Source organism: Corallococcus sp. EGB (genome assembly GCF_019968905.1).
Classification (GTDB): Bacteria; Myxococcota; Myxococcia; order Myxococcales; family Myxococcaceae; genus Corallococcus.
This window is the reverse complement of sequence record NZ_CP079946.1, coordinates 2,375,150-2,401,239: the sequence shown is the minus strand read 5'-3', so window position 1 is coordinate 2,401,239 and position 26,090 is coordinate 2,375,150. Positions and strand designations below refer to the sequence as shown.

Here is a 26,090-nt window from a genome sequence, read left to right as displayed (position 1 = left end):
CCGGCGCTTCGGCTTTGCGGGCCTGACACCCCTCCCCTGCCCGGCCGCCCCCTGTCAGTCGCGGGCGAGGATGGTCTCGCGTCCTACTTCCCGGACGACGCGGAAGCCGGCGGCCTGGAGCTCCGGCAGGGCCCGGCCCTCGAAGGTGACGGCGCGGTTGAAGGCGCGGTCGTGGATGGACGCCTGGAAGGCCGCGTCGTGGGGCCAGTCGCAGGTGCGCCAGGGGATGTTCTTCCCGATGTAGAAGAAGCCCCCGGAGCCCCACAGCCCCTCGTTGACGATGAGCAGCCCCGTCGCGTCCCCCCGGGTGGCCCGGACGATGGCGCGAAACTGGTCCGCGCGCAGGTCGTTGGACGGGTAGCCGCGGCCGTGCACGAAGCCCAGGGCCAGCGCGAGCACCGCCCCCCCGTTCCTCAGGCCCTGCCAGGGACGCGCGGCGAGGTACGCGGCCAGCTGGGCGGCGGCCGCGAGCAGCGCCACCACCAGCCCCGGGTAGAGAAAGCGCTCCTCCTTGTGCGGCGTGGCCAGGAGGACGGCGGTGTAGACGGCCGCGCAGGTGAACGGCAGGGACAGCGTGCGCCAGCGCAGCAGGGGCTTGAGCGAGAGCGGCACGGCGGCCCAGGCCCAGAGCGGCACGGCCTGGAGCATCGGCTCCCAGTAGAAGCCCGGCGGAGAGGCGCCAAAGGCGGCGGCCGCCTTCCCGGAGAGGACGTTGTAGTCCACGTAGGCACGGAACGAGTGGAAGGGCGTGCCCCAGGTGCCCCAGTCGAGCAGCCCCAGCCCCGCCGCCACCGCGCCACCGCCCAGGCAGGTGAAGGCGAGCAGGCGCCACCGCCGGGCGATGACCAGCCACCCGAGCGCGGCGGCGACGAAGAGGGCGGACGGGTAGCGCGTCACCACGGCGAGCCCCAGGGCCGCGCCGCCCAGGAGCCCCGCCCGGCGCGCGTGTCCGTCTGGCCGGTCCAGGGCCTCCATGGCCACGAGGAGGAAGGACGCGGAGAAGGACTCCGACAGGGTACGCCCGGCGAAGAGGAGCACCGGCGCGCTCAGCCCCACCAGCAGCACCGCGAGCGCCCCACCCCACGGGCCCGCCCGGCGCTCCGCGAAGCGGTACACGGCCCACAGGCTCCAGGCGTGCAGGGCGAACTGCGGCAGCGCCACCACGCCCCGGTACACGCGGGGGTCGGTGACGCCGAACCCACTGGCCACCTTGAGGAAGGCGGCCAGCACGCCGGGGACCGCCCAGTTGCGCAGGCCGTCGCGCCACTCCCAGGCCAGCACCCCGTAGCCGTGCACGCGCCAGTACGCGGGCTCCAGCGCCTGGAACACCTCGTCCGGGTGGATGCGCCCCAGCTCGCGCACCGCGAGGACGCACGGCACCAGCGCCACCGCGAGGAGCCCCAGCACGCTCAGGCCTCCGGGCAGCCCCGGCGGGGCAGCGGGGGCCGGGACTTCCAGCGGCGCCTGGGGGGAGACAGGGGCCGGGGATGCGTCGGAGGTGGGGGCGTTCACGTGGCGGACGCGACTCTTTCCGGCCCTGGCGTCCAGCGCAAGACGCTCGGCGTTTGTCGGGGAGGTCGCGGCTCGGGTAGGAACGGCCTTTTCCCCAAGGAGGAAGAGGATGCCAGACGTCATCGTGGTGGGCGCAGGCCACAACGGACTTGTCGCGGCGGCCATGCTCGCGCGCCGGGGCCTGTCGGTCACCGTGCTGGAGGAGAAGGACCAGGTGGGCGGCGCGTGCAAGACGGAGTACCCGTTCCGCACGGCCCCGAAGCTGGGTGTCTCCACGGGCGCGTACCTCCTGGGGTTGATGCCGCCGGAGCTGCTCAAGGAGCTCCAGTTGGAGCTGCCCCTCAAGCGCCGCGACCCGCACTACTTCCTGCCCACGATGGACAAGCGCTACCTGCTCTTCGGCTCGGATGAGCGGGAGCTGGAGCGGCAGTTCCGCGAGTTCTTCTCCGAGGCGGACTGGAACGCCCACGTCGCCATGAACGAGGAGCTGGCGGCGCTGCGCGAGGACCTGGCCCCCGCGTGGCTCCTGCCGCCCGTGTCGCTGGAGGAGACGGCGGAGCGCTACGTGCGCCCTGCCCTGCGCCAGCACTTCATCCGGCTGTGCCGCGGCACGGCGCGCGAGTACCTGGAGCGCTTCGGCTACAAGTCCGACTTCGTGAAGGCGATGTACGCCGTCACCGACGCGTTCTCCGGCCTGGACGGTGGCTATGACACGCCGGGCACGGGCATGAACCTGCTGGTGCACAACCTCTGCCGGCTGCCGGGCAGTGGCGGCACGTGGATGATCGTCGAAGGCGGCATGGGCACCGTCACCCAGCGCATCGCGCAGATTGCGCGCAAGCATGGCGCCCAGCTGCGCACGAACGCGAAGGTGGCCTCGGTGCGCGTGGACGGCGGCACGGTGAAGGGCGTGGTGCTGGAGAACGGCGAGGAGCTGTCCGCGAAGGTCGTGGTCTCCAACGCGGACCCGTTCCGCACGCTGAAGCTGGTGGACCCGGGGGCGCTGAACAAGGAGTACCGGAGCATGGTGGACGGGCTGTCCGCGCCGGGCACCACGCTCAAGGTGAACCTGTGCCTCAAGTCGCTGCCCACCTTCACCTGCCTGCCGGAGGACCGGGGCCAGTTCGGTCCCACCATCCACCTGCTGCCGCAGGGGGACGACGTGCTGGGGGCGCTGGCGCACGGCTACAAGGAAGCGAAGGCCGGACGGCTGGCGGAGTTCCCCTCCATCGAATGGTACGTGCACACCACGGTGGACCCGTCGCTGAAGGACGCGGAGGGCCACCACAACTCCGCCCTCTTCGTGGAGTGGGTGCCGGAGAAGCTGGAGGGCACCACCTGGGAGAAGGAGGAGGCGCGCTACGTGAAGCACCTCTTGTCCATCTGCGACCGCTTCGCCCCGGGCACCAGCGACCTGGTGCAGGAGTACTTCGCGCTCACGCCGCCGAAGATCGAGTCCCACTTCGGCATCACCCGCGGCCACATCCATCATGTGGACAACAAGCGCGGGTTCACCGACCGGCTGCCCTATGAGACGCCGGTGCAGGGGCTCTACTTCTGCAGCGCGGGCTGCCACCCGGCGGGGAGTGTCATCGGGGCGGCGGGCCACAACGCGGCCAACGTGGTGCTACAGGCGCTCGGACGCTGACCCGGAGTGCGTCTCACGGCGGGCGGAATGGACGTTCCATGGATCATTCGGCCCGCCGTGTTTAGATGACGTCCCCCATGAGCTACCTCGTCCTCGCCCGCAAATGGCGCCCGCAGAAGTTCGATGACATGACCGGCCAGGAGCACGTGGTCCGGACCATCGGGAACGCCATCAAGATGGACCGGGTCGCGCACGCGTACCTGTTCTGTGGCCCGCGAGGAGTGGGCAAGACGACGGCCGCCCGCCTGCTCGCCAAGGCGCTCAACTGTGAGCAGGGCCCCACGGCGACCCCGTGCGGCGCCTGCCGGGCGTGCACGGAAATCACCGCCGGCACCAGCGTGGACGTGGCGGAGATCGACGGTGCGTCCAACAACGGCGTGGAGAACGTGCGCGAGATTCGCGAGAACGCGAAGTACCTGCCGCAGCGCGACCGCCACAAGATCTACATCATCGACGAAGTCCACATGCTCTCCGGCGCGGCGTTCAACGCGCTCCTGAAGACGCTGGAGGAGCCGCCCGGTCACGTGAAGTTCATCTTCGCGACGACGGAGGCGCACAAGCTCCCGGACACCATCCTGTCGCGTTGCCAGCGCCACAACTTCCGGCGCATCTCCGCGGCGCGGATGCTCCAGCGGCTCAAGGAGATCTGCCAGGCGGAAGGCGCGGGCATCTCCGAGCAGTCGCTGTCGCTGGTGGTCCGCCAGTCCGAGGGCGGCATGCGCGACGCGCTGAGCCTGCTGGACCAGATCCTGGCGTCGTGCGGCCCCAACCCCACGGACGAGGCCGTCGCGGAGGCGATGGGCGCCATCGACCGCACGGTGGTGCAGGACTTCGCGGAGGCGCTGGTCCGCAAGGACGCGAAGCGCGTGCTGGGCCGGGTGGACGAGGTGTTCAACCGGGGCCTGGACCTGAAGCGGTTGGCTGAGGAGCTGGCGCTGCAGCTGCGGCATCTCTTCGTGACCAAGTCGCTGGGTGAAGCGCCCGCAGAGCTGGCCGAGTCCGAGCAGAAGGCGCTCGTGGCGCTGGCGAAGGAAGCGGACACGGCGCAGCTGTCGCGGCTGTTCGACATCGTGCACGGCTGCATCTGGGACGTGTCGCGAGCGGCGCAGCCCCGGCTGGCGCTGGAGATGGCGCTGCTCAAGGCCATCCAGCTGTCCCCCGCCGGTTCGATTCCCGACCTGCTGGCCCGCGTGGAGCGGCTGTCGGCGGGCCTTGGCGCGGAAGGCGCCGCGAAGAGCACGTCCGGAGCGCCAGGAGGTCGCTCCGGTCCCGCGAACTTTCGCGTCTGAGACCCAGGCCGAAGTCCGCGCGCCCGGAGCCGCGCCACCGCGCGCCACGGAAGGACAGGGTGCGTCCGCGCCCATGAGCGCCATGCCGCGTCCATCCGATGCGCAGGCGTCGTCCGCGCACGCGGGGGCCACTGTCCGGCCTCTCGACGAGGCGCGCGCTCCGGCGCATCCGGCATCGAATGGACTCTCCCGTGAGACCCCGGGCCCCACGGCCCATGTGGGCGCCAGTCCCCGTCCCTTCGGGGTGCAGGACGCCTCCGCGCACGCCGGTCCCGCGCCGCAGCGCTTCGAGGCTCGCGCTCCATCCACTCACGCGGGGGCCACCGCTTCGCATGGGGCTCCGGCTCCAGGCGACATGGCTCGCGGCGAGCCGGTCCAGGCCGGTGCGTCCGCCGTGGCCACCCGGATGCCTCCGGCTGCCCTGATGGAGGGCCTGTCCCCCGCGGCGGCCCGTCCCCTCTCCTTCCTCCGCAATGGTGGCGGCGCGAGCGGTCCCGCGCCCACTCCCGCCGCCGTGCCACCTTCGCCGGTGGTGATGGACGACCTGCCGCCCTCCGCGGCGCGCCCGCTGTCCTTCCTGCGCAATGGCGGCGGCGCGGCCCCTGCGATGGAGCCCCCTCCGGCTCCGGGCGTCGTCATGGACGACCTGCCCCCGTCCGCGGCCCGTCCCCTCTCCTTCCTCCGCAACGGCGGCGCCCAGCCTCCCGCGCCCCTCCCCGAGCCCGCCGCCCGCGCGCCCGAGCCCGCCGTCCCCACCGTGCGCATCACCAACATGCGCAAGCCCGAACCGGTGGCTCCGCCCGAACCGCCGCCCTACGGCGACGGGGACGCGGACGAGCGCATGTTCCCGGAAGAGGGCTCCGCCGAAGGCTGTGCCTCCGGCGAATGCATCCCCGTCGCGGAGCCCGCCGCCCCCGAGCCGGAGCCGCCGGAACCCGAGCCGCCGCCCGCGATGGCGCCCGTCGCCACCAGCCGCGACAACCCCAACCGCCCCCTGCCTGAACGCTGGCGCGCCGCCGTGGAGACCGTGAAGGCCGCGTCCGTGCGCCACGGCACGGCGCTCGCCAATGGCCGCCTCCAGTCCATGCGGGCGGGTGAAATCATCCTGGGCTATCCGCCCTCCGCCGCCTTCCACAAGGCCGCCGTGGTCGCCGCCGTGGGCAAGGCCACCGTGGACGCGGCGCTGGCCTCGCACTTCGGCCGGCCCGTGAAGCTCACCATCACGGACGTGCCCCAGACCCAGGATGCCCTCCCCGGGGGCATGGGGCTGAGCCTCTCCGAACAGGACAGCCAGAGCCGCGCCACCCACGAGAAGTCCACCGAGGGCAAGGTGCGCTCCCACGCGTCCGTGCGGGCCGTCCTCAAGATGCTGGGCGGCGAAATCGAACACATCCAGGTCTACGAGCCCGAGCGGCCACCGGCCAACCTCCCGGACGTCCCCGCCGCTCCTGACGACTGACAACGCCGCCGGGCCCCGCTAGGGTGCGCGGACCACGTCCCTGCTCCGAGCGGCGCCATGGCGGCCCACGCTCCCACGACCGGGGACCGAGGAAGCACATGCCCGGCATCGACCTGAACTACTTCATCCGGCAGGCGAACAAGCTCACCGAGAAGATCGAAGAGCGGAAGAAGCAGCTGGCGGAAGAGACCGTCGAGGCGAAGTCCGGCGAGGGCCGCGTGACGGTCGTCGCCAACTGCGTGCAGGAGATCCGCAGCATCAAGATCGACAAGAGCGCCATCGACCCCAACGACCCGGGGATGCTCGAGGACCTCATCACCGCCGCCGTGAACGCTGCCCTGGCGAACAGCCGTCAGCACATGAACGCGGAGCTGGCGAAGATCTCCGGCGGCGTGAAGATCCCCGGCATTAATTAAAGACGGATGACCCCCGATCCGCTGAATCGCCTGGTCGCCCAGCTCGCGAAGCTGCCGGGCATTGGTGAGAAGACCGCCCAGCGCCTCGCGTTCCACATCCTGCGGGCGCCGGGCGAGTTCGCCGTCGACCTCTCGCAGGCCATCCGCGAGGTGAAGGAGAAGGTGCACCTGTGCGTGCGCTGTTTCTCCCTCACCGACTCGGAGCTGTGCGGCTTCTGTCGAGACAACCGCCGCGACGAGCGCGCCCTGTGCGTGGTGGAGACGTACTCGGACCTGATGGCGCTGGAGCGCACCCGCGAGTTCAAGGGCCGCTACCACGTGCTGCACGGCGTGCTGTCCCCGCTGGAAGGCGTGGGCCCGGAGCAGCTGCGCATCAAGGAGCTCTTGCAGCGCCTCAACGACAGCCGGGTGGAGGAGATCATCCTCGCCACCAACCCGGACATCGAAGGCGAGGCCACCGCGCTCTACCTCACGCGCCTCCTCAAACCCATGGGCCTGCGGGTGACGCGCATCGCCCAGGGCCTGCCCATGGGCGGCGACCTGGAGTTCGCGGACCAGGCCACGCTGGCCAAGGCGCTGTCCGCCCGACGCGACCTGTGACGGCTGCGCCCTTCCATCCCGCGCGCTGAACGCGGGACGGGGCGCCGCACAGCGGCTACTGCGTCACCTTCCACGAGAACGGCATCAGCACGGTGACCTCCTGGTCACGATGCGCCGGGAAGTGCAGGTTCTCCGCCTGCGTCTCCAGGCAGCGGCCCACCGCCGTGGACGCCAGCGGCCCGCGCGTGCCCGCGCGCACCTTGCCGGAGGACACGATGGTGAGCTGCACCTGCACCTCGCCCGAGGCCGCAGGCAGGTCGGACTTGTAGCGCTCGAAGCAGCCGGTGATCTTCGAGCGGCCGCCGGACACCACGCGCTGGATGTCGTCGATGTCCAGCGTCACGGGCCCCTTCACCGCCGGCTTCGTCCCCTGCTTGCGGTGGCGTGTCCGGTCCGTCCCTTCGTCCACGGGGGGCGCATCCGTCGCGGACTTCGCCACCGCGTCACCGCCCGGCGTTTCGTCCTGCACGTTGCCCGCGGGCGTCGTTCCCGCGGGAGGCAGGGACTCCACCTGCGTGGGTGCGCCCTCCGGCGTGCCCTGCGCCGCGACCGCCGGAGTCTGCGGTGGGGGCGTCGGAGCCGCGTTGGCCACGGGCCCGGGAGGTGGCTGCGCCGGGACGTGAGGCGTGACGGTTGCCCCCGGCCCTCCGGGCTTCGCGATGACGAACGCCGCGCCCGCGGCCACCAGGGCCACGCCGCCCACCACTCCCATGAGCCAGCGCCGGGACGCGGGCTTCGCGGCGGGCGCGCCCGGCACGACCTCCGGCACGGGAGCCGGGGCCTGCACGGGGGCCGCCGGGTGCTGCTGCGAGGTCAGCGCCTTCACGCCCGTGCCGCTCGGGCGGGACACGTGCTGCCCGTAGGCGTTCGTGCCAACGCCGGCGACAGGCGGCACGACGGCCGTGGAATCGGGGTCCACCGGACGCGCGGCGGAGAGCGTGGCCATCGTGGGGATGCGCGTCTTCTCCGTGACGCGCTCCTCGCCGAAGTGGTTGCGCAGGAACGTACCCAGCGCTGGGGCGCCCGCGGCGCCGCCCTGGAAGCCCTCGGCGAAGGACTCCAGCGCGAGCGCGAAGTCCTCCGCCGTCGCGTACCGGTCCTCCTGCTTGAAGGCCATGGCCTTGAGGATGATGTCCTCCAGTCCCTGCGGCAGGTCCGCCCTCAGCGCGCGCGGCTTCTCGAACTCGCCCTGCAACAGCGCGTTGAGCACCGCCAGGTCGTTCTCGCGGGAGAAGGGCCGCACGTGCGTGACGGCCTCGTAGAGGCTGACGCCCAGCGAGAAGACGTCCGCGCGAGGGTCGACCTCCTTCCCCTGCGCCTGCTCCGGCGCCATGTAGATGTACTTGCCCTTCACCACGCCGGTGCGCGTCTGCACCAGCCGCGACTCGGCCTTGGCGATGCCGAAGTCGAGCACCTTCACCTGGCCCTGGTACGTCACGTACAGGTTGGACGGGGACACGTCCCGGTGCACCACGTGCAGCGGCTGGCCCTGCTCGTTGGTGAAGGTGTGCGCGAAGTGCAGGCCCCGCGCCGCGTCGATGAGCACCCGCAGCACCACCGGCAGCGGCACGTACTGGCGACGGCGGCCCGCGAGCCGCAGCGTCGTGGAGAAGTCCTCGCCCGCGAGGTACTCCATGCAGATGTAGTAGCAGCCGTCCGTGAAGCCCAGCTCGTGGATCTGCACGATGTGCGGATGCGACAGCTTCGCCGCGAGCCGCGCCTCGTCGCGGAACATCTCCACGAAGTCCGGGATGGCCGACAGCGAGGGCAGCATCCGCTTGAGCACCACGTTGCGCTCGAAGCCATCCGCGCCCAGCAGCTTGGCGAGGAAGATCTCCGCCATGCCGCCCTCGGCCAGCTTGCGCACGAGCACGTACTGCCCGTAGGGCTGGAGGAGCGTCGCGGTGGACGCGCCGGCGGGATCCGGAATGGGAACGTTGGGCTGAGCCATCCCTCAAGGTCCTCGCGCTTTCAGGGTGCGCACCGTGAGTACGTCCGGGGCACCGGGGCGCGTCATCTTAAACACCAGCAGGGGGGGCATTCCCATGGGGGGCACCCACGTATCAAAGCGGTGCTTGGCGTCCAGGGGCACGTCCCGTCCGTTGATGGACAGGCGAGCACTCACGGGCGCCACGCCCGAGGCCCGCACCTTCTCCGCCGCGACGGTCCCCTGCCGCGGGCTGTCCACCACCAGCCCCACCACCGAGTTGTCGTAGACGAGCTCCAGCTTGTTCATCCGCCCGCCCTTGAGCGCCGCGCCCGCCTGCGACAGCGGCGTGACGGACCACAGATAGCTGCCCTCGCCCAGCGCGCCCGCCTCCAGCGCCGCGCGCGGCTCCGACACCGTGCGCTGAATCACCGGCGTCGTCAGCGAGCCCGCCTTGTACACCGCCACGCGATAGGTACGGGCCTGCGGCTCCTCGCCGTAGGTGAACGTCACCGCGGGGGGCTTGTCCTGGTAGAAGATGGTCGTCTTCTCCGGCCCCTCCGGCACCACGTTGCGCACGCGCGCGAGCGCGCTCGTGGGGGACTCCGGAGCGAAGCGGATGCTGCCCGCCCCCAGTTGCGTGCCGTCGTCCTTGCGCGCCCGCCAGTACAGCGTACCCCTCGCCAGCGCGGACACGTTGACGGACGCGCGGTGCACGCGGCCCCAGAGCACCGGGCGCTTGAAGGCCGCGTCCTGCGCCGCCTCCACCACCGCGTCGCCCTCGCCCGGCCAGGTGAGCGCCACCTCCGAAAGGCCCCGATGGAAGATCTCCGTCCCCTCGCCCGGACCCACCGCCACCACCGCCTCCTCCAGCGGCTCCACCTTGGCGTTGCCGTCCGTGCCCACGGTGGCGCGCTCACCGGCGCGCAGCTCCTGGCGCGCCTCGCCCCGCCGCAGCGTCACGTCGCCCGTGTGCGCCGCCACCTGCATGCCGGCGTCGGTGCGGCGCACCTCCAGCCGCGCGCCGCCCCCGGACTCCACCGTCATCTCCGGCAGCACCACGCGGCTCTCGCGCCCCATGGCGAGCTGCACGGCCAGCAGGCCATGGAGCAGTTGGACGCGAGCCTCGTCGATGGAGCCCTTTTGTCCCGCGCTCTCCAGCACCGCCTCCGCGCCCGGCGCGAGCGTCAGCACCGTGCCGCTGTCCTTGAGCGTCAGCACGGTCTCGCCGCCCTGTGTCCGCACGCCGTCGCCGAAGGCCAGCACCTCGCCCTCGCGGCGCACCTTGCGCCAGCGGTTCGTGTCCTTCGGCTTCACCTCCGCGACGCCGGACGACGCACGCACCGTCACCGGGATGGGCGCCAGCTCCACGATGCGCGGGGCCGAAGGCGTCACCTGCGCGCGCTCGCGGGTCAGGTCCACCGCGTCGCCCTGCGCCGCGCGCAGCGTCTTTCCATCCTTGGAGACCAGCTCGATGGCGCCCAGCTTCACCTCCACGTGCGCCGAGTCCTCCGCCACCGCGACCTTCACCTCCGACGGCTCCGGCCCCACGCGCGTGAGGCCGAAGGGGGTGAGGATGTTCAACGTCACCTTGGAGCCCGCGCTGTCGGCCTTCGCCCCCGCGGGCACGCGCGACAGCACGATGCCGCGCTCCACCTTCATCACCACGCCCGTCGCGTCCGAGCCCAGCGCGAACCGGCCCTCGCTGCCCACCTCCACCGTCCGGTCGCCCGGGAAGCGCACCGTCGCGGAGCCGTGCTCACCGGTCTCCACCGCGTCGCCCGCGAGCAGCGGCCCCTCCACCGCCGGCCCCACCTTGCCGCCGCGCTCCAGGCGCACGTCGCCGGACAGCCCTTCCAGGCGACCGATGGGGACGACGGCCCCCGCATCCACCTCCACCGCCGCCGGTGGAGGTTTCGGCGCCTCCTCGCGTTCACACCCCGAGCAGCCGGAGAGGAGGACGAGCAGCGACAGCGCCAGGATGCGGACAGGGCTCACTGAAACCTCGACGACGGACGGGCGTCGCGGCACTGCCGCGCGACTCACCGGCCCCTCGGGAACAAATCGACGTTGAGAATGGCCTGCTCACCTTCGCGCACGGTGACGGTCTTCACCTGGGGCCGGTGCCCGGGGGCGGACAGGGTGATGCGGTATGTGCCGCCGCGGACGCGCGCGGTGAAGGCGCCGCTCTTGTCCGTGCGCGTGCGCACCCTGGCCTGAGGGATGCTCACCGTCGCCACCAGCGGCTGGCCGCTGCGGGCGCTGCGCACCTGGCCCACCAGCGTGGCCTGCTCGCCCTTGCGCTCCTGCGACAGCACCACCACCAGCTCCGACGTCTGGCCCGCCACCACCACCGCCGCCTCTTCCGTGGCGCGGAAGCCCGGCGCGGACATCGCCACGGCCACGGGGCCCGGCGCGAGCCCCTCCAGCAGCACCTCGCCCACCATGTTCGTGCGCAGCCGCGCGGTGCCGGAGACGACCTGCACGTCCGGAACGGGAACGCCGTTCTTCCCCTGCACCACCTTCACCTTGAGCGAGCCCGTGGTCGGAGCCTTCTTGTGCAGGCGCAACTGGACGGGCGCGCTCTCCGAGCCCTCCACGCTGACGGTCGCGGTCTCCGTCGCATCCTCATAGCCGTCCACGCTCGCCTGCGTGGGCTGCGCGCCTTCGGGCAGCAGGACCCGCAACTGTCCTTGGGCGTCCGCGACCAGGTCCTCGTTCGTGCCCGGCGTCTTCAGGGAAGGCACACGCACACGCGCGCCAGGCAGCGGTGCGCCCGTCTCCGCGTCCACCACGCTCAGCGCGACGAAGGCCTGGCGCGGCCCTTCCACGGGACGTGCCGTCCGCCCCATGCCGCCCAACGCCACCTCGAAGCCCAACCCGATGCGGCGCATCCGCTGCTCGGAGCGCAGGCCGCTGTCCTCCAGCTCCAGGGTGTCGTGCGCCTGCTGCACGTCCAGCAGCAGCCGCCCCGTCCAGCCGTTGCGCTGCACCACCGGATACAGCAGCGCCGCGCCCACCACGTAGCCGGACGACGCCGCCTTCAGCCCATCCGCCGCGTGCGCGGACACCGTCAGCGGCACCTCACCGCGCGCCTCCAGTTGGAGCTTCGCCGGCAGCGACACCAGCACCCGCCCTGAAATCAGCGCCGCGTGCCGCACGCCCCGCTGCAACACCGGCGCATACGAGTACCCGCCGAACAGCGGCAGCTGCGCGAAGCCGTAGCCCACGCCCAGCTCCAGCCGCGCCGGCCCCAGGAACAGGCGCCCGCGCGCGCCCACCGAACCGCGCACCAGGCTGCCGCCCGTCACGCGCGACGACGCGCCCGCGTCCTTCAGGTCGAACGCCTCGCGCTGGAGCTCCACCTGCCCGCCCAGGTGTTCGCCCGCCCAGCCCATCAACGACAGCGCCAGGTCGTTCGGCGTCAGACCGGAGTAGGTGAGCCCGGGCCCTACATCCACCTGCTCGCCCTGCCGCGAGGACAGTCCGTAGCGAAGACGCAACGATGCGCGCTCGGGCTCGAGGACCTGTGCACGGGCAGTCCCAGCGCAGGCGAGTGCCAGGACGAGGACGGTGAGGCGCGGGAGGATGGCGGTGAGGGGGCTCGGGCGGCGCAAGGCCCGGGAGAGTATAGAGAAGGTGGGCAGGTGTCCCAACCCGCGATCCCGTCATTCCTTCAAGAACCGGCGCGGATCACGGCTGGCTTCTTGCTGGAGTGGAACTGCTTTGCTAAGCATGACGGCGGTCGGTAGCGCCTCGTCTAACCTCCGGGATTCACTCCAGAAACATCGGAGCGCCGCCGTGCGCGGGGCGAGCGAACGCTGAGGAGCGCATACGCCCATGGGCACGCAACTGGTGATGTACGAAGAGGAGTTCACCAAGATCAACGCCGTTTGCGACCGGCTCACCAAGGACGCGAACGCGAAGGTGGTCTTCCTCGTCGACAAGAACGGCCAGCTCATCTCCTCGGCCGGCCAGACGCAGAACATCGACACCACGTCGCTCGCGTCGCTGACGGCCGGCAACGTGGCCGCCATGGGCGGACTCGCGAAACTCATCGGGGAGAATGAGTTCCCCAACCAGTTCCATGAAGGGGCGAAGGACAGCCTCTACATGACCATCGTCGGAAGCCGGGTGGTGCTGGTCGTCATCTTCGACAACCGCACGAGCCTGGGTCTGGTGCGCCTGCGCATCAAGAAGGCCAGCGACGAGCTGACGAAGATCTTCGAGAGCCTCGTGAAGAAGACCGACAGCCCCGGAGCCGGTTCGCCGTTCGCCGAGATCTCCGACGACGATATCGACAACCTCTTCAGCGAGTAACCCGGGAAGCCATGTCCTTCATCAATTACTCATCCCGCGAAATCAACTGCAAGATTGTCTATTACGGGCCGGGCCTCTGCGGGAAGACGACCAACCTTCAGTACATCTACAACAAGACCGCGGCGGACACGAAGGGCAAGCTCATCTCCCTCTCCACGGAGACGGACCGCACGCTCTTCTTCGACTTCCTGCCGTTGTCGCTCGGTGAGATCCGCGGCTTCAAGACGCGCTTCCACCTCTACACGGTGCCCGGCCAGGTGTTCTACGACGCCAGCCGCAAGCTCATCCTCAAGGGCGTGGACGGCGTGGTGTTCGTCGCCGACAGCCAGATCGAGCGCATGGAAGCCAACATGGAGTCGTTGGAGAACCTGCGCATCAACCTGGCGGAGCAGGGCTACGACCTGAACAAGATTCCGTACGTGGTCCAGTACAACAAGCGCGACCTGCCCAACGCGGTGACCGTGGAGGAGATGCGCAAGGCGCTCAACCCGCGGAACATCCCGGAGTACCAGGCGGTGGCGCCCACGGGCGTGGGCGTGTTCGACACGCTCAAGGCCGTGGCCAAGCTGGTCCTCACCGAGCTGCGCAAGGGCGGCTGAAAGTCCGCCTGCTCCCCTGCCCGGCGGGTCATCCCCTACCGGGCAGCCCCCCGCAAAGGATGGTATGACCTCGTGCCGTCGGGCAGAGCCGCCTTCCGAGGTCGTACCGTGCGAGTCGCATCCGCCACTCTCCGTCTCCTCGCGCTCTTGAGCGCTGGCCTGCCCGGGTCGGTGCTCGCGCAAGGTGCGTCCCCCTCCCCTGCTTCCGCGCCTCCGGCCGCCGCGGCCCCGGCCGCCAGCACGCCGCGGGCCTCCCCGGCCGCGCCCGCGACGCCGGGAGAGCAGACCGCGGACGAGGCCTTCACCTCGCGCGTGAAGACGCTGGAGGAGCAGGTCGTCGACCTGAAGGAGAAGATCTACCGCTCCAAGGCGCGCCTCCTGCTGCTCCAGGAGTCGGTGATGGGCGGCGAGCTGTCCACCGGCGCCCGCGCGGTGCTGGTGCACAAGAACGAGATGGGCAATGCCTTCCAGCTGGAGTCGGTGGTGTACGCGCTGGATGGCGCGCCCATCTTCACCCAGGTGGACACGCAGGGAGACCTGAACCGGCACCAGGCGCTGGAGGTCTTCAACGGCCGCATCGTGCCGGGCCAGCACCAGCTCGCGGTGCGCCTGGTGTACCGGGGCAGCGGCTACGGCGTGTTCAGCTACCTGGAGGGCTACAAGTTCAAGGTGCAATCCAGTTACACCTTCAACGCGGAGTCCGGAAAGGTCACCACGGTGAACGTGGTGGGCGTGGAGAAGGGCGGCCTCACCACGGACCTGAAGGACCGGCCCGCGGTGCGCTACGACATTGAAGTGGCCAAGGACACGCGCGCGAACCGGCCGGCGGGTCCCAGCGTCGTCCCCGGCGCCGCGACGGAAGGCGCTCCGGGCATGCCGGCTCCGGCCACCACCTCCAGCGAGCCGAAGTAGGGAGCGCCAGGCCGTGACCGCGACGCTGCACGCCCTGGCCCTCGCGCTGTCCCTCGGGGCGGCGCCCGCACCGGCGCCCGCGCAGGCCTCCAAGCCGGGGGCCGCGCTGCCACCCATGCCCGCGTCGTTGAGCACGCGCGCGGCGTCCGTGGAGGCGGTGGAGGCGCAGCTGCGCGCGGCGGAGCAGTCGCTGCGCTTCGTGGAGACGCAGTTCACCGAACGCCCGGAGCCGAGCAGCACCGACTCGCAGCTCAAGCGCTTCTCCGAGGGCGAGGTGTATTCGCTCTTGGGGGACTGGGCCGCCGCGTCGGTCCTCTTCTACGACCTGGTGAGCGATCCGGACTTCAAGGCGAACCCTCGCTACCCGGAGGCGGTCTTCTACCTGGCGGACGCGCTCTACCAGCAGAAGAACGACATCGGCGCGCGGGTGTACCTGCGCGACGTGCTGTCCCTGCCCCTGACGCCGCAGCGCTACAAGGAGGCGGTGAGCCGCTACCTCGCGGTGGCGGGACGGCTGCAGCAGTTCGACGGCATCGACGCGTACGTGGAGAAGGCGCGGGAGCTGTCGGGCGGCGTGCTGGCGCCGGACATCGCGTACGTGCACGCGCGCGGCACCTTCAAGCGCATGGACCTGACGCCGGAGGAGCACCAGCAGCGCTCGCGCGCGCTGTTCGCTCCGCTGGCGCAGGTGCCCGGCCCCTTCCGCGCGCAGGCCGTCTACCACCTGGGCGTCTTGAGCGTGCAGAGCGGGGACTACCCGGCCGCCATCGCCGAGTTCCAGCGCATCGTGAGCACCGGTCCGGACGCGGTGGTATCCACCGGCATTCCGGAGGCGGAGGCCCAGCGCTTCCGCGAGCTCGCGTTCCTGTCGCTGGGCCGGCTGATGTACGAGACGGGCCGCTACGACGAGGCGCTGGACCACTACGGCCAGATTCCGCGCGAGAGCGACCGCTTCCCGGAGTCGCTGCTGGAGGTCGCTTGGACGTACGTGCGCAAGCAGGACTTCACGCAGGCGAAGAACGCCACGGACATCCTGCTGCTCGTCGCGCCGGACTCGCAGCTCGCGCCCGAGGGGCGCATCCTCCAGGGGCACCTGCTCCAGAAGCTGCACCAGTACGACGAGGCGCTGGAGACGTATGACGGCGTGGCCAACATGTTCAGGCCCGCGCGCGACAAGGTGGACGCGCTCCTGCGCGTGAACCACGACCCGGTCGCGTACTTCGACAACCTGCTCGCGCGCAACGAGCGCTCGCTGGACGTGAGCACGCTGCTGCCCCCGCTGGCGCTGAAGTACGCCTCCACGCAGAAGGAGGTCGCGGACGCGGTGCGGATGGTGGGCGACCTGGACAGCGGCCGTCAGGGCGCGGGCGAGGCGAAGGCCATCGCGGAGCGCATCCTGGAGGCGCTGGACGCGCGCGGGCTGGAGGCCTTCCCGGAGCTGCAGGAGGGCTACGTCCGCTCGGAGGCCGTGGACACCGCGCTCACCGCCGTGGAGCAGTCGCTGGTGCAGGCGGAGGCCCAGCTGGTGGAGGAGAAGCTGACGCCCGCCGAGCGCGAGAAGCTGCTCGTCGCCCAGGGCGCGCGCGAGGCCCAGCGGCTGCGGTTCGCGGCGCTGCCCACCACCAACAAGGAGCTGGAGGAGCGCCGAGCGCGCATGCAGGCGAAGGTGGACGCGGTGGACCGCGAGGCCTTCCGCGTGGGCTACGAGCTGCAGAGCCTGCACGCCAACGCCGCCGCCATCCGCAAGTGGGTGGAGGACACGCGCGACGAGCGGCAGGCCGACCCCGCCGAGGAGCGCGAGTTCCTGGTGCAGCTCCAGGCGGAGATCGCCACGCTGAGGGACTTGCAGGCGGAGCTGGACCGCACCCGCGCCCGGCTCGCGAGCGAGCGCCAGTCCACGGACACGTCCCTGGAGGGCGAGGCCGCCATCCGCGCCCGCTACTCCGCCGCGCTCCAGCAGGAGCACGCCGTGCTGCGCGCGGGTGAAAGCCGCCTGTCCGGCGAGGACACGCGCGTGCTGTTGCGCATGCACGCGGTGCGCTCGCGCATCGACTCGCTGCGGGGCCGCGTGGCGGTGGCGCGGGTGGCGCTGCGCTCGCGGCTGGAGCACCGCGTGAAGTCCATCCGCGACAAGGTGCGCGCGGAGCAGGTGCTGCTCCAGGGCTACGAGCAGGAGGTGGCCGCCGCGTCCGGCGACGCGCGCAACCTGGTGGGCCGCATCGCCTACGACAGCTTCCGCCGCGTGCGGCAGCAGTTCTACGACCTGGTGCTCAAGGCCGACACCGGCACGGTGGACGTGGCCTTCAGCCGCACGCAGGACAACGCCGCGAACATCCAGAAGGTCGCCAGGGAGAAGGCGGACGCGCTGCGCGCGCTCGACCTGGAGTTCAAGGACGTCCTGTCGTCGGAAGGGGGGGACTGAGAGCCCATGCGACGCCCCGCCCTCGCCCTCCTCCTGGCCCTCGCGCCGCTGGCCTCGCACGCCGCGAAGGCCAAGGCCCCCAGTCAGGCCGTGAAGAAGGCCCCACCACCCGCCGCCCCCGCGAAGGCCCCACCCGCGCCCACGGCTCCGCCCGCGCCCACCTCGCGCTACCTGGATGGCCTGGGCCACACGCCGGAACAGGAGCAGCTGCTGCGCGACGTGAGCCGCGCGCTGGAGTCCTACGAGGCGGAGTCGCGCGACTTCCACCGCGAGGTGAAGCAGTTGGTGGAGCGGCGCTACCAGCAGAAGCGCGCGGCGCTCAACAACGCCTACGAGAAGACGCTCACCGCGCTGGAGTCGCAGGAGCGCACGCAGCGGCTGGACGCCATCGCCCGCTTCGAGGACTTCCTGCGCCGCTACCCGGACGAGCCTCGCGCCACGCCGGACGTGATGTTCCGGCTGGCGGAGCTGTACTACGAGCGCTCCGCGGACGAGCACCAGCTGGCGCGCAAGGACTACGCGGAGCGCGTGCGCACGCTGTCCGACGAGGCGCTGGCGGAGCTGCCGCCGGAGCCGGAGGTGGACTTCACGCCGTCCATCGGGCTGTACCGCACGCTCCTCTCGCGCTTCCCGGACTACAAGCTCAACGACGGCTCCCTGTACCTGCTGGCGTACTGCCTCAACGAACAGCACAAGGACGAGGAGAGCCTCGCCACCTACCAGCAGCTCACCACGCGCTATCCCCAGAGCCGCTTCGCCACCGACGCGTGGACGCGCATCGGCGAGTACTGGTTCGAGGACGAGTCCGACCCGGAGGCGCTGCGCAAGGCCGCGGACGCGTACACCGCCGCCACGCGCGACACGGAGCACCGGTTCTACGACAAGGCCCGCTACAAGCTGGCCTGGACGTACTACCGGATGGACTGGTTCGAGGAGTCCGTGGACAGCTTCCTGCTGCTCCTGGACCACTACCAGTCCCACCAGCAGTCCGGCAGCAAGGCGGACGAAGGCGACCTGCGCTCGGAGGCGCTCCAGTACATCGCGCTGTCGCTGGCCGACGAGACATGGGGCGGCGTCGCCAAGGCCCGCGACCTCTTCGCGAAGCGCGGCGGCCGGCCCTATGAGGCCGAGGTGTACCGCCGGCTGGGGAACGTCTACTTCGACCAGCTCCGCAACGAGGAGGCCATCGCCGCGTACCAGCAGGTGCTGGCCACCGACCCGCTCAGCGCGGACGCGCCGCGCCTGCAGCAGCGCATCGTCCAGGCCTACGAGCGCGACCGGCGCATGGACCTGTACGCGCTCGAGTCGGAGAAGCTGGCCAACAGCTACCTGCCCGGCGGCGCCTGGTACGAGAAGAACAAGGACGACCCGAGCGCGCTGTCGCACGCGCAGACGCTCGCCGAGCAGAGCCTCTACTCCGCCGCCGCGTACCAGCACCAGCAGGCGCAGACCTTCCAGAAGGAAGGCAAGGACGCGGAGGCCAGGGCCACCTACGCCTCCGCCGCGCACACGTATGGCTCCTACCTGGAGCGCTTCCCGCGCAGCAAGACCGCGTACGCGATGCGCTTCTTCCACGCCGAGTCCCTCTTCAACTCGGACGCGTACGGCGCGGCGGCGAAGGAGTACGAGGCCGTCCGCGACTCCAACCAGGACAACACCTACCGCCACGTGTCCGCGCACAACGCGGTGCTCGCCTGGAAGGCGCAGCTGGACGCGGACGTGAAGGCGGGCCGCGTGCCGGAGCGCAAGCCGCTGCGCGCCAGCGAGCGCCCCAAGGACAGCCCGCATGCGCCCGTGCCCCTGACGGAGACGGAGGCCGCGCTCGTGAAGGCGTCCGACGCCTACGTGGCGCTGCTGCCCGGGGAAGAGGCCGCGCCGGGCATCGCGTACCAGGCCGCGGAGCTGTTCTACACGCACGACGACTTCGCCCAGGCCCGCCCCCGCTTCGAGCGCGTGGTCCAGACGTATCCGCGCAACCCGGTGGCCGGCTACGCCACCAACCTCATCATCGAGTCCTTCCTCATCGACCAGGACTGGAAGAGCGTGGAGGAGGTCAGCGCGCGGCTCGCCAGCAACGCGCAGGTGGTGGATCCCTCCAGCGAGCAGTACCGCGAGCTGATGAAGTTCAAGCTCGCCGGCCGCTTCAACCTGGCGGATCAGCTGGCCACGCAGAAGCGCTACGACGAGGCGGCGAAGAAGTACCTTCAACTGGTGGAGGAGGCCCCCCGCCACGAGTTCGCGGACAAGGCGCTCAACAACGCGGCGGTGGCGTACGAGGAGCTGCGCCGCTTCGACTCCGCGATGAAGCTCTACGAGCGCATCTACCGCGACTACCCGAAGTCGCCCTGGGCGCACACCGCGCTGTTCCGCGTGGCCCTGAACGCGCAGAAGTCCTACGACTTCGACAAGGCCGTCACCAGCTACCAGAAGCTGGTGAAGGACTACCCCAAGGCCGAGGAGCGCGAGGCCGCGCTCTACAACGCGGCGTCGCTGCTCGAAGGCCAGCAGCGCTACGCGGAGGCCGCGGCCGCCTTCCAGCGCTGCGTGGAGCTGTACCCCCACGGGAAGAACGCGCCGCAGAACCAGTACCGCGCGGCCCGCATCCTGGAGAAGTCGGGCGACACGAGGGGCGAGCTCCAGGCGCTGGAGGCCTTCGTCCGCAAGTTCGCCACCAAGGCGGAGCAGGTGGAGCTGGTGGTGGACGCGAAGCGCCGCATGGGCGACGCGTGGAAGAAGCGAGGCAACGCGAAGGAGGCCCAGCGCGCGTACGCCAGCGCCGCGGATGAGTTCGACCGCCGCAAGCTGAAGCCGGACTCGCACCCGCGCGCCGCCGAGGCCGCCGCCTACAGCCGCTTCCAGCTGGCCGAGCTGGAGTTCCAGCGCTTCGACGCGATGAAGCTCAGCGGCGCCGGCAAGGCGCTGGAGAAGAGCTTCAACAAGAAGACCGAGGCCGTGAAGGCGGTGGATGCCGCGTACGCGAAGGTGCTGCCGTACAAGCAGCTGGAGTGGTCGCTCGCGGCGTTCTACCGGCGCGGCTACGCCCTGGAGCGCTTCGCCGCCACGCTGCTGGACGCGCCGGTGCCCCCGGAGGTGAAGCGCCTGGGAGACGACGCGGTGCTGACGTACCAGGACATGCTCACGCAGCGCACCGTGGCGCTGGAGGACCGCGCGGTGGAGAGCTACGCCGCCACGCTCAAGGAGGCCCGCAGCAACCACGTCTCCAACGAGTGGACGCGCCGCACGCTGGAGTCCCTCAACCGCTTCCGCCCCAAGGAGTACCCCGTCCTCAAGGAGGCCCGGGGGGCGCTCGCGACGGAGGCCGTATATCCGGATGGCCTGCTGGGCAGCCTCGCGGCCCCCGCGCACGTCGAGCCCGACAGGGCGCCCCAGCTGACGGAAGGGGGCACGCCATGAACGCGGGCCGCGGGTTCGCCCTCACCGGGCTCGTGCTCTGGCTGTCCGCCTGCGCCTCCGGTCCGGAGACGCGCAAGGACTCGAAGCTCACCGGGCCGGAAGCCGGACCGGCCACCGCCGTGAGCGCGTCCCCGAAGGCTGGCGGCGACGCGAAGGCCGACGACGCGAAGACGAAGCCGGAGCTGGCTCCCGTCGCGAAGTCGCTCGCCGGACCGGAGCGGGACTTCACCCGCGCGGTGGAGGTCGCCCGGCGCGGCGAGCTGACCATCGCGGAGACCGCGCTCAAGACGCTGCTGGAGCGGTCCCCCAAGCTGGGCCCCGCGTGGACGAACCTGGGCATCGTGCAGGAGCGCCAGGGCCGCTTCCCGGACGCGGAGCGCTCCTACCGGCAGGCGCTCGCGCTGGAGCCGGACCAGGAGGCCGCGTGGGACTGCCTGGTGCGGCTGTCCGCGCGCACGGGCCGCGCGGCGTCGCTGGAGGCGGAGCTGCGCGAGGCGCTGGCGAAGCAGGACTCGGTGGCCCGGCGCACGGCGCTGGCGCTGAACCTGCTCTTGCAGAAGAAGCACCCCGCCGCCGTCGCGGAGGCCCGCCGCGTGCTCCAGGTCCGTGAGCAGCACGTGCCCGCCATGCAGGTGCTCGCGCAGGTGTACGCCCGCGAGGGCAAGTACGAGCTCGCCTCCATGGTGCTGGGCAACGCGCTCGCCATCGACGCCGAGGACGCGGCCACCCTCAACGCCCTGGGCCTGGTGCACCTGGGCCTCAAGGAGCGCCCCCAGGCGCTGGAGCGCTTCCGGCAGGCCATCGCGCTCCGGCCGGACTTCGCCGAGGCGCGCAACAACCTGGGCACCCTCCTCAACGAGGGCGAGGACTACGCCGGCGCCCGCGGGGAGCTGGAGGCCGCCGTGCGGGCCGCGCCGGACTTCGCCGCGGCCCACCTCAACCTGGGCAACGCGTACCGGGGCGAGGGCGACTTCCCCCGCGCCCTGGCGGAGTACGAGCGCGTGCTCCAGCTCCAGCCCGACACGAAGGACGCGTACTTCAACCTGGGCCTGCTCCACCTGGACCTGGAGCCCGCGGGCATGGACACCCTGGAGCGCCTCCAGAAGGCCGCGTCCTTCCTCCAACAGTACCAGGCGAAGGGCGGCACCGACGAGCGCACCGCCCAGTACCTCAAGGACGCGCAGAAGGGCATCGACCGGGAGACCCGCCGCCGCGAGCGTGAACGGAAGGAAGGCCTGAAGAAGCCCGCCGAAGCCACCAAGGCCCCCGAGGCAAACCCGACCCCTGCTCCGCCCCCAGGGCCCCCTGCCCCGCGGCCGGGGGCCTCGGGTAAGGTGTCCCAAGACGTCCGGTAGCCCCGACCTGAAGCCATGCGCCCCGCCCTCTTCCTGCTGCTGCTCGCCGTCGCCCGTCCGTCCTGGGCGGAGGACTCCGCGTCCACGAAGAAGGCGGCGGACGGCGCGACGCCAGCGCCCCAGGCTCCGGCGACGAAGAAGCCCGCCAGGGCCATCCGCCTGGAGGCCATCAAGGTCGAGGGGCGCATCCAGAAGCCGGAGGCCTTCTATTTCCTCGACCGCTCCAAGCCGAGCTTCGACGACCTGAACCGCACGGAGAGCTTCGTGCCCAAGGTGGTCCAGAGCGTGCAGCAGGACCCCTTCTAGTTCCATGGCCCTTCAAACCCGCCCCAAGCTGCTGCGCGTCGGCGTCATCCAGGACGGGCGCATCGTCGAAGAGCACCACCTGCTCCACGACTCCGTCACCATCGGCGAGGACGCGCGCAACACCATCGTCCTGCCCCCGTCGCAGGAGCGCCCGCCGCGCTTCAAGGTGCTGGAGAGCCGCGGCCAGCAGTTCCACCTCATCATCGACGAGCACATGCAGGGCCGCGTCCACCTCGGCTCGTCGGACGTGGACTTCGACGCCCTGCGGACGCAGGGGCTCGCCACCCGCCGCGCGGACGACACCTTCGACCTGCCCCTGCAGGAGAGCGCCCGCGGCAAGGTGGACCTGCCGGAAGGCACCCTCTTCTTCCACTTCATCCCCGCGCCCCCGGAGGGCGCGAAGCCCGCCCTGCCTCCGGAGCTGAAGGCCAGCCCGTGGCGTACGGTGGACCGGCTCTTCTTCGGCATCCTGCTGACGATGCTGGCGCTCTACGTGCTGAGCGTCGCGGTCATCGCCGCCCAGCCCGCGCCGGTGGAGGCGGAGGTGGAGCTGGACCAGTTGGAAGACCGCTTCGTGCGCGCCATCATCCCGCCCCAGCCCGCGAAGGTGGAGGAGCCCAGGAAGGAGCCCCCCAGCGCGGAGAAGAAGCCGGACGAGGCGAAGGCCGCCCCGAAGAAGCCTGCCTCCGCGGACCCGTCGCCCGCGCCCGCCAACAGCGCGGAGCGCCGGCAGCAGGTGGAAGCGAAGGTCGCGGGCACCGGTCTGCTCAAGCTGCTGGGCGGCAGGGGCCCCGGCGGCGGGGACGCCATCGCGGACGTGCTCGGCAACTCCGGCAGCGGCGCCAACGTGGCGGACGCGCTCAAGGGCGCGACGTCCGGCGGCGCCCTCGCGCTGGGCTCCGGCGGCGGCAACGGCATCGCCAATCCGCAGGGAGACACCGGCGGCAAGGTGGCGGCCATCGGCGCGACGCAGACGTCCGGCGCGGGCACCGTCGACACGGGCCGCAAGCAGGCCGTCAAGGCGCCCCAGGTCGTGGACGCGGTGCCGGAGGTGGACAGCTCGGAGGTCAACTCCAAGGCGCTGGCCCGCTTCATCCAGGGCCGCAAGGTGACCATCCAGCGCTGCTACGAGAACGGGCTCAAGCGCGACCCCTCCCTCAAGGGCAAGGTGATGGTCCGCTTCAACCTCACTCCCGAAGGCCGCGCCAGCGACGTGGAGGTGGAGGAGTCCACCCTGCGCTCCGAGGAGGTCATCAGCTGCATAAAGACCACCATCCGCGGCTGGACGTTCCCTTTCAAACCGAGCAGCGAAGTCTCCGTCAGCTACCCGTTCATCTTCTCGCCAGGGGAATAGGCTCGACCTCCCGGACCTTCCGGAGGCACCGGAACCGCGGGGAGCACATGGAGAAGCTGGCCGTCATCGCCACATCCCCTCTCTTCGAAATGCTGGCCCCCGCCGAACTCGCCCGGCTGGCGGAGCTGGCGCGGCTGTACCGCTACGCCCATGGCGAGGTGGTCTTCGAGGAAGGGGACCTGGGCGACAGCCTCTTCGTCATCGTCCGCGGCCAGGTGGAGGTGGTGCGCCGGGGCCCTGGCAGCGTGGTGAGGCCCCTCACCGTCCTGGGCCCGCCGGAGTTCTTCGGGGAGATGGGCCTCATCGACAAGGACCACCGCTCCGCCACCGTGCGCGCCCTGGGCGAGGTGGAGCTGCTCCAGCTCACCGCGCAGGATTTGCGGACCTTCCGGCTGGCGCACGCGGACGGCTTCACCTTCATCGTCGTGAACATCGCGCGCAGCCTGTCCGCCCGCCTGCGCGAGGCCAACGCCCGCCTGGCGCCCCAGGAGTGAGCGCCGTCCCCTGAAAACCGGACTCCGGGGCGGTGGGGCATTGCGTTGACACCCCCCTGCCTCGCTCCTACGCTCGACTCTCGAAGATTGGGAAGGGGCCGGAAGGACTCGTGAGGCGCATGCGCACCCTGGGAATGCTCGCCGTGGTCGGGGGACTCGTCACCTCCGGGATGGCGCTCGCGCAGACGCCCGCGCCGCTGCCCCGCCCCGCTCCGCCCGCGCTGGACAAGGCCGGTGACGTGCCGGACAGCCAGAAGCTGGAGCGCAGCACGCAGGCCCTGGGCGGCATGCGCGAAGCGCTCCGCCAGGTCTTCGAGAAGGTCGAGGAGGCGCGGCGCACCAAGGACGTGGTGAAGCTCAACTGCGCCAATGAGAAGCTGACGCAGATCAAGGGCCTGCTGCGCATCTCCGAGCAGGCGGACGTGGCCCTCCAGGAGGCCGTCAGCAAGAGCGAGGCGGCGCCCGGCGAGCACGAGTTCACCAAGGTGATGATCGCCCAGCAGAAGGTGGGTCAGCTGCGCTCGGAGGCCGAGGAGTGCATCGGCCAGCTCGCCTTCCGCACCGACGAGAACCTCTTCGTGGAGGTGGAGGAGCCCGACAACCTCCCCGGCGGAGACCCCACGCGGCCCCCGCCGCCGCCGAACCTCCTTGTCCGGCCTCCGCCCGCGAGCCCCGTGGACTGAGTGGCTGCCGCCCGCCACCTCCCGCGGTCCCGCCCCTGGACCGTTTGTTCCGGTGCGGGAACCCGCGTGCTATGCCGGCCGTCACACCACCTGGAGTGCTTCTGACACCATGACGCAGCCTGGGACATTCCGTCTGGCCCTCGGGGCCCTGGCGCTCGCGGCGCTGCTGCCGCTGACGGCGTCGGCACAGGCCTTCGTGGGCGGACGGGCTCCGGGCGGCAATGGCCTCAAGGTGGGCAACGGGCGGCTGCACCCGACGCTGGATCTGGAGACGCGGCTGGACAGCGGCGTGGGCTACTTCCGCGACGCGGGCTCCGGCCCCCTGTCCCCGGACCTCTCCGGAGAGCTGGCGCTGCACATCCGCCCCGGGCTGATGCTGGACGTGCCGTCGCCGAAGCTGGCCGTCGCGCTGCGCGGCAACCTGGACTACGTGGCCTACACGGGCCTGCTCACCGCGGGCTCCGGCGCGGCGTCCCACCTGGAGGGCGCGGCGGACCTGGCGCTGCGCTTCGACCAGGAGAGCACGCTGTCCGTGGAGGTGGGCGACGAATTGACGCGCTCGGACCGCACGCGCACGGCGGCGCTGGGCGCGGGCATCCTCAGCCTCTTCAACGAGGCGCGCGTGAAGGCGCAGTGGAAGCCCGGCGGCGGCGCGCTGGAGGTGACGCCGTCCCTGGCCTACGCGATGGAGTTCTTCGAGCCCCTGGGCGGCACGACGCCCGTGGGCTGCACCGACGCGGCGTGTGATCCGCTGGCCGCCAGCCAGTTCAACTACGGCAACCTGCGGCTGGGCGCGGAGGGCCGCTGGCGCTTCCTGCCCAAGACGGCGGTGGTGGTGGACACGGGCCTGGAGTACCGGGGCTACTTCAACGACACCACCACGCCCAGCGCGGCGCTCCTGCACGCCATGGCGGGCGTGTCCGGCCTCGTGTCCCCGCGCATCACCCTGACGGCGAAGGCCGGCTGGAGCCAGAACCTGGGCTCGGGCGGCGGCGGCACCATGGTGGGCCAGGTGGAGGGCACGTACCTCTGGGGCCCGTCGCTCACGGTGAAGGGCGGCTACCTGCGCGCCTTCGAACCGGTGGCCGCCTACGGCACCTTCCGCGACGACCGCGTCTACGCGGAGGGGCGCTCCGTCATGGGCGGCCGGCTCGCGCTGCACGCCACGGGCGCGCTGGACTTCCTCTCCTTCGCGGGCGGCCGCAGCGACACGCTGGTGACGCTGGACCTGGGGCCCGAGTACCAAATCCGCCCGTGGCTGGTGGGCGCGGTGGGCTACATGCTGGGCACCCGCTCGTCGTCGCTCGGCGCCGCCGGCCTCAACTACACCCGCCACGAAGGCTACGCGCGGGTGTCCGTCTCCTACTGAGGCTCGCGCCC

At 71.3% G+C, this 26,090-nt stretch carries 20 protein-coding genes; 16 read left to right on the top strand and 4 right to left on the bottom strand.

Annotated elements, in window-relative coordinates:
* Positions 1-54: 54 nt before the first annotated feature.
* Positions 55-1,512, bottom strand: a complete 1,458-nt coding sequence (locus KYK13_RS10095; RefSeq protein WP_223643860.1) for a glycosyltransferase family 39 protein — start codon at positions 1,510-1,512, stop codon at positions 55-57.
* 109 nt (positions 1,513-1,621) lie between these two features.
* Between KYK13_RS10095 and KYK13_RS10090 the strand changes: the two genes are divergently transcribed.
* From KYK13_RS10090 to recR, 5 genes are all read left to right on the top strand, one after another.
* A complete protein-coding gene (locus KYK13_RS10090) occupies positions 1,622-3,160 on the top strand; it encodes an NAD(P)/FAD-dependent oxidoreductase (protein WP_223643859.1) in 1,539 nt (512 codons plus the stop codon).
* Positions 3,161-3,237: 77 nt separating this feature from the next.
* Positions 3,238-4,449 carry a DNA polymerase III subunit gamma/tau gene (dnaX, locus tag KYK13_RS10085; protein ID WP_223643858.1) on the top strand — a complete coding sequence of 404 codons (1,212 nt, stop codon included), beginning with the start codon at positions 3,238-3,240 and terminating at the stop codon, positions 4,447-4,449.
* 355 nt (positions 4,450-4,804) lie between these two features.
* Positions 4,805-5,908, top strand: a complete 1,104-nt coding sequence (locus tag KYK13_RS10080; protein ID WP_223643857.1) for a DNA polymerase III subunit gamma/tau — start codon at positions 4,805-4,807, stop codon at positions 5,906-5,908.
* Positions 5,909-6,006: 98 nt separating this feature from the next.
* Positions 6,007-6,324 (top strand): YbaB/EbfC family nucleoid-associated protein, encoded by a 318-nt coding sequence (locus tag KYK13_RS10075; RefSeq protein ID WP_120551982.1) that lies wholly within the window; start codon positions 6,007-6,009, stop codon positions 6,322-6,324.
* Positions 6,325-6,330: 6 nt separating this feature from the next.
* Positions 6,331-6,924, top strand: coding sequence for a recombination mediator RecR (gene recR / locus KYK13_RS10070; protein WP_120551981.1), 594 nt, complete (start codon positions 6,331-6,333; stop codon positions 6,922-6,924).
* Between the two features lie 55 nt (positions 6,925-6,979).
* Here recR and KYK13_RS10065 read toward each other — a convergent pair whose 3' ends face one another.
* From KYK13_RS10065 to KYK13_RS10055, 3 genes are read right to left on the bottom strand one after another with little or no spacing between them, the layout of a single operon-like run.
* Entirely contained in the window at positions 6,980-8,875 is a 1,896-nt protein-coding gene (locus KYK13_RS10065) for a protein kinase (protein WP_223643856.1), read from the bottom strand.
* 3 nt (positions 8,876-8,878) lie between these two features.
* Entirely contained in the window at positions 8,879-10,849 is a 1,971-nt protein-coding gene (locus KYK13_RS10060) for a hypothetical protein (RefSeq protein WP_223643855.1), read from the bottom strand.
* 44 nt (positions 10,850-10,893) lie between these two features.
* The gene (locus KYK13_RS10055) at positions 10,894-12,354 is read right to left on the bottom strand and encodes a carboxypeptidase regulatory-like domain-containing protein (protein WP_223643854.1); all 1,461 of its coding nucleotides are present in this window, start codon (positions 12,352-12,354) and stop codon (positions 10,894-10,896) included.
* A 337-nt stretch (positions 12,355-12,691) separates the two neighbouring features.
* Here KYK13_RS10055 and mglB point away from each other — a divergent pair, with 337 nt between their 5' ends.
* The 11 genes from mglB to KYK13_RS10000 all read left to right on the top strand — a co-directional run bounded on the left by mglB (position 12,692) and on the right by KYK13_RS10000 (position 26,079).
* Positions 12,692-13,171 carry a gliding-motility regulator GTPase-activating protein MglB gene (gene mglB / locus KYK13_RS10050; RefSeq protein ID WP_002637270.1) on the top strand — a complete coding sequence of 160 codons (480 nt, stop codon included), beginning with the start codon at positions 12,692-12,694 and terminating at the stop codon, positions 13,169-13,171.
* Positions 13,172-13,182: 11 nt separating this feature from the next.
* A complete protein-coding gene (gene mglA / locus KYK13_RS10045; protein WP_014394794.1) occupies positions 13,183-13,770 on the top strand; it encodes a gliding-motility regulator Ras-like GTPase MglA in 588 nt (195 codons plus the stop codon).
* Between the two features lie 108 nt (positions 13,771-13,878).
* A complete protein-coding gene (locus tag KYK13_RS10040; protein ID WP_223643853.1) occupies positions 13,879-14,682 on the top strand; it encodes a dihydrolipoamide acetyltransferase in 804 nt (267 codons plus the stop codon).
* A 13-nt stretch (positions 14,683-14,695) separates the two neighbouring features.
* Positions 14,696-17,104 carry a tetratricopeptide repeat protein gene (locus KYK13_RS10035; RefSeq protein ID WP_223643852.1) on the top strand — a complete coding sequence of 803 codons (2,409 nt, stop codon included), beginning with the start codon at positions 14,696-14,698 and terminating at the stop codon, positions 17,102-17,104.
* A 6-nt stretch (positions 17,105-17,110) separates the two neighbouring features.
* On the top strand, positions 17,111-20,518 hold the full coding sequence (locus tag KYK13_RS10030) for a tetratricopeptide repeat protein (RefSeq protein ID WP_223643851.1): 3,408 nt from the start codon (positions 17,111-17,113) through the stop codon (positions 20,516-20,518).
* Entirely contained in the window at positions 20,515-21,873 is a 1,359-nt protein-coding gene (locus KYK13_RS10025) for a tetratricopeptide repeat protein (RefSeq protein WP_223643850.1), read from the top strand. Before KYK13_RS10030 ends, KYK13_RS10025 begins: the two co-directional genes overlap by 4 nt.
* Positions 21,874-21,888: 15 nt before the next feature.
* Entirely contained in the window at positions 21,889-22,179 is a 291-nt protein-coding gene (locus KYK13_RS10020; RefSeq protein ID WP_223643849.1) for a hypothetical protein, read from the top strand.
* 4 nt (positions 22,180-22,183) lie between these two features.
* The gene (locus tag KYK13_RS10015) at positions 22,184-23,533 is read left to right on the top strand and encodes an AgmX/PglI C-terminal domain-containing protein (RefSeq protein ID WP_223643848.1); all 1,350 of its coding nucleotides are present in this window, start codon (positions 22,184-22,186) and stop codon (positions 23,531-23,533) included.
* A gap of 47 nt (positions 23,534-23,580) precedes the next feature.
* On the top strand, positions 23,581-24,027 hold the full coding sequence (locus KYK13_RS10010; RefSeq protein ID WP_223643847.1) for a cyclic nucleotide-binding domain-containing protein: 447 nt from the start codon (positions 23,581-23,583) through the stop codon (positions 24,025-24,027).
* A gap of 119 nt (positions 24,028-24,146) precedes the next feature.
* Positions 24,147-24,710, top strand: a complete 564-nt coding sequence (locus KYK13_RS10005; RefSeq protein WP_223643846.1) for a hypothetical protein — start codon at positions 24,147-24,149, stop codon at positions 24,708-24,710.
* Positions 24,711-24,819: 109 nt separating this feature from the next.
* The gene (locus KYK13_RS10000) at positions 24,820-26,079 is read left to right on the top strand and encodes a hypothetical protein (protein ID WP_223643845.1); all 1,260 of its coding nucleotides are present in this window, start codon (positions 24,820-24,822) and stop codon (positions 26,077-26,079) included.
* Positions 26,080-26,090 lie beyond the last annotated feature (11 nt).

Excerpts from the sequence above, each read along its gene's own strand:
- KYK13_RS10090 (WP_223643859.1), top strand. The coding sequence starts at position 1,622 with ATGCCAGACGTCATCGTGGTGGGCGCAGGCCACAACGGACTTGTCGCG.
- dnaX (WP_223643858.1), top strand. The coding sequence starts at position 3,238 with ATGAGCTACCTCGTCCTCGCCCGCAAATGGCGCCCGCAGAAGTTCGAT.
- KYK13_RS10080 (WP_223643857.1), top strand. The coding sequence starts at position 4,805 with ATGGCTCGCGGCGAGCCGGTCCAGGCCGGTGCGTCCGCCGTGGCCACC.
- KYK13_RS10075 (WP_120551982.1), top strand. The coding sequence starts at position 6,007 with ATGCCCGGCATCGACCTGAACTACTTCATCCGGCAGGCGAACAAGCTC.
- recR (WP_120551981.1), top strand. The coding sequence starts at position 6,331 with ATGACCCCCGATCCGCTGAATCGCCTGGTCGCCCAGCTCGCGAAGCTG.
- KYK13_RS10065 (WP_223643856.1), bottom strand. The coding sequence starts at position 8,875 with ATGGCTCAGCCCAACGTTCCCATTCCGGATCCCGCCGGCGCGTCCACC.
- mglB (WP_002637270.1), top strand. The coding sequence starts at position 12,692 with ATGGGCACGCAACTGGTGATGTACGAAGAGGAGTTCACCAAGATCAAC.
- mglA (WP_014394794.1), top strand. The coding sequence starts at position 13,183 with ATGTCCTTCATCAATTACTCATCCCGCGAAATCAACTGCAAGATTGTC.
- KYK13_RS10030 (WP_223643851.1), top strand. The coding sequence starts at position 17,111 with ATGCGACGCCCCGCCCTCGCCCTCCTCCTGGCCCTCGCGCCGCTGGCC.
- KYK13_RS10025 (WP_223643850.1), top strand. The coding sequence starts at position 20,515 with ATGAACGCGGGCCGCGGGTTCGCCCTCACCGGGCTCGTGCTCTGGCTG.
- KYK13_RS10020 (WP_223643849.1), top strand. The coding sequence starts at position 21,889 with ATGCGCCCCGCCCTCTTCCTGCTGCTGCTCGCCGTCGCCCGTCCGTCC.
- KYK13_RS10015 (WP_223643848.1), top strand. The coding sequence starts at position 22,184 with ATGGCCCTTCAAACCCGCCCCAAGCTGCTGCGCGTCGGCGTCATCCAG.
- KYK13_RS10010 (WP_223643847.1), top strand. The coding sequence starts at position 23,581 with ATGGAGAAGCTGGCCGTCATCGCCACATCCCCTCTCTTCGAAATGCTG.
- KYK13_RS10005 (WP_223643846.1), top strand. The coding sequence starts at position 24,147 with ATGCGCACCCTGGGAATGCTCGCCGTGGTCGGGGGACTCGTCACCTCC.
- KYK13_RS10000 (WP_223643845.1), top strand. The coding sequence starts at position 24,820 with ATGACGCAGCCTGGGACATTCCGTCTGGCCCTCGGGGCCCTGGCGCTC.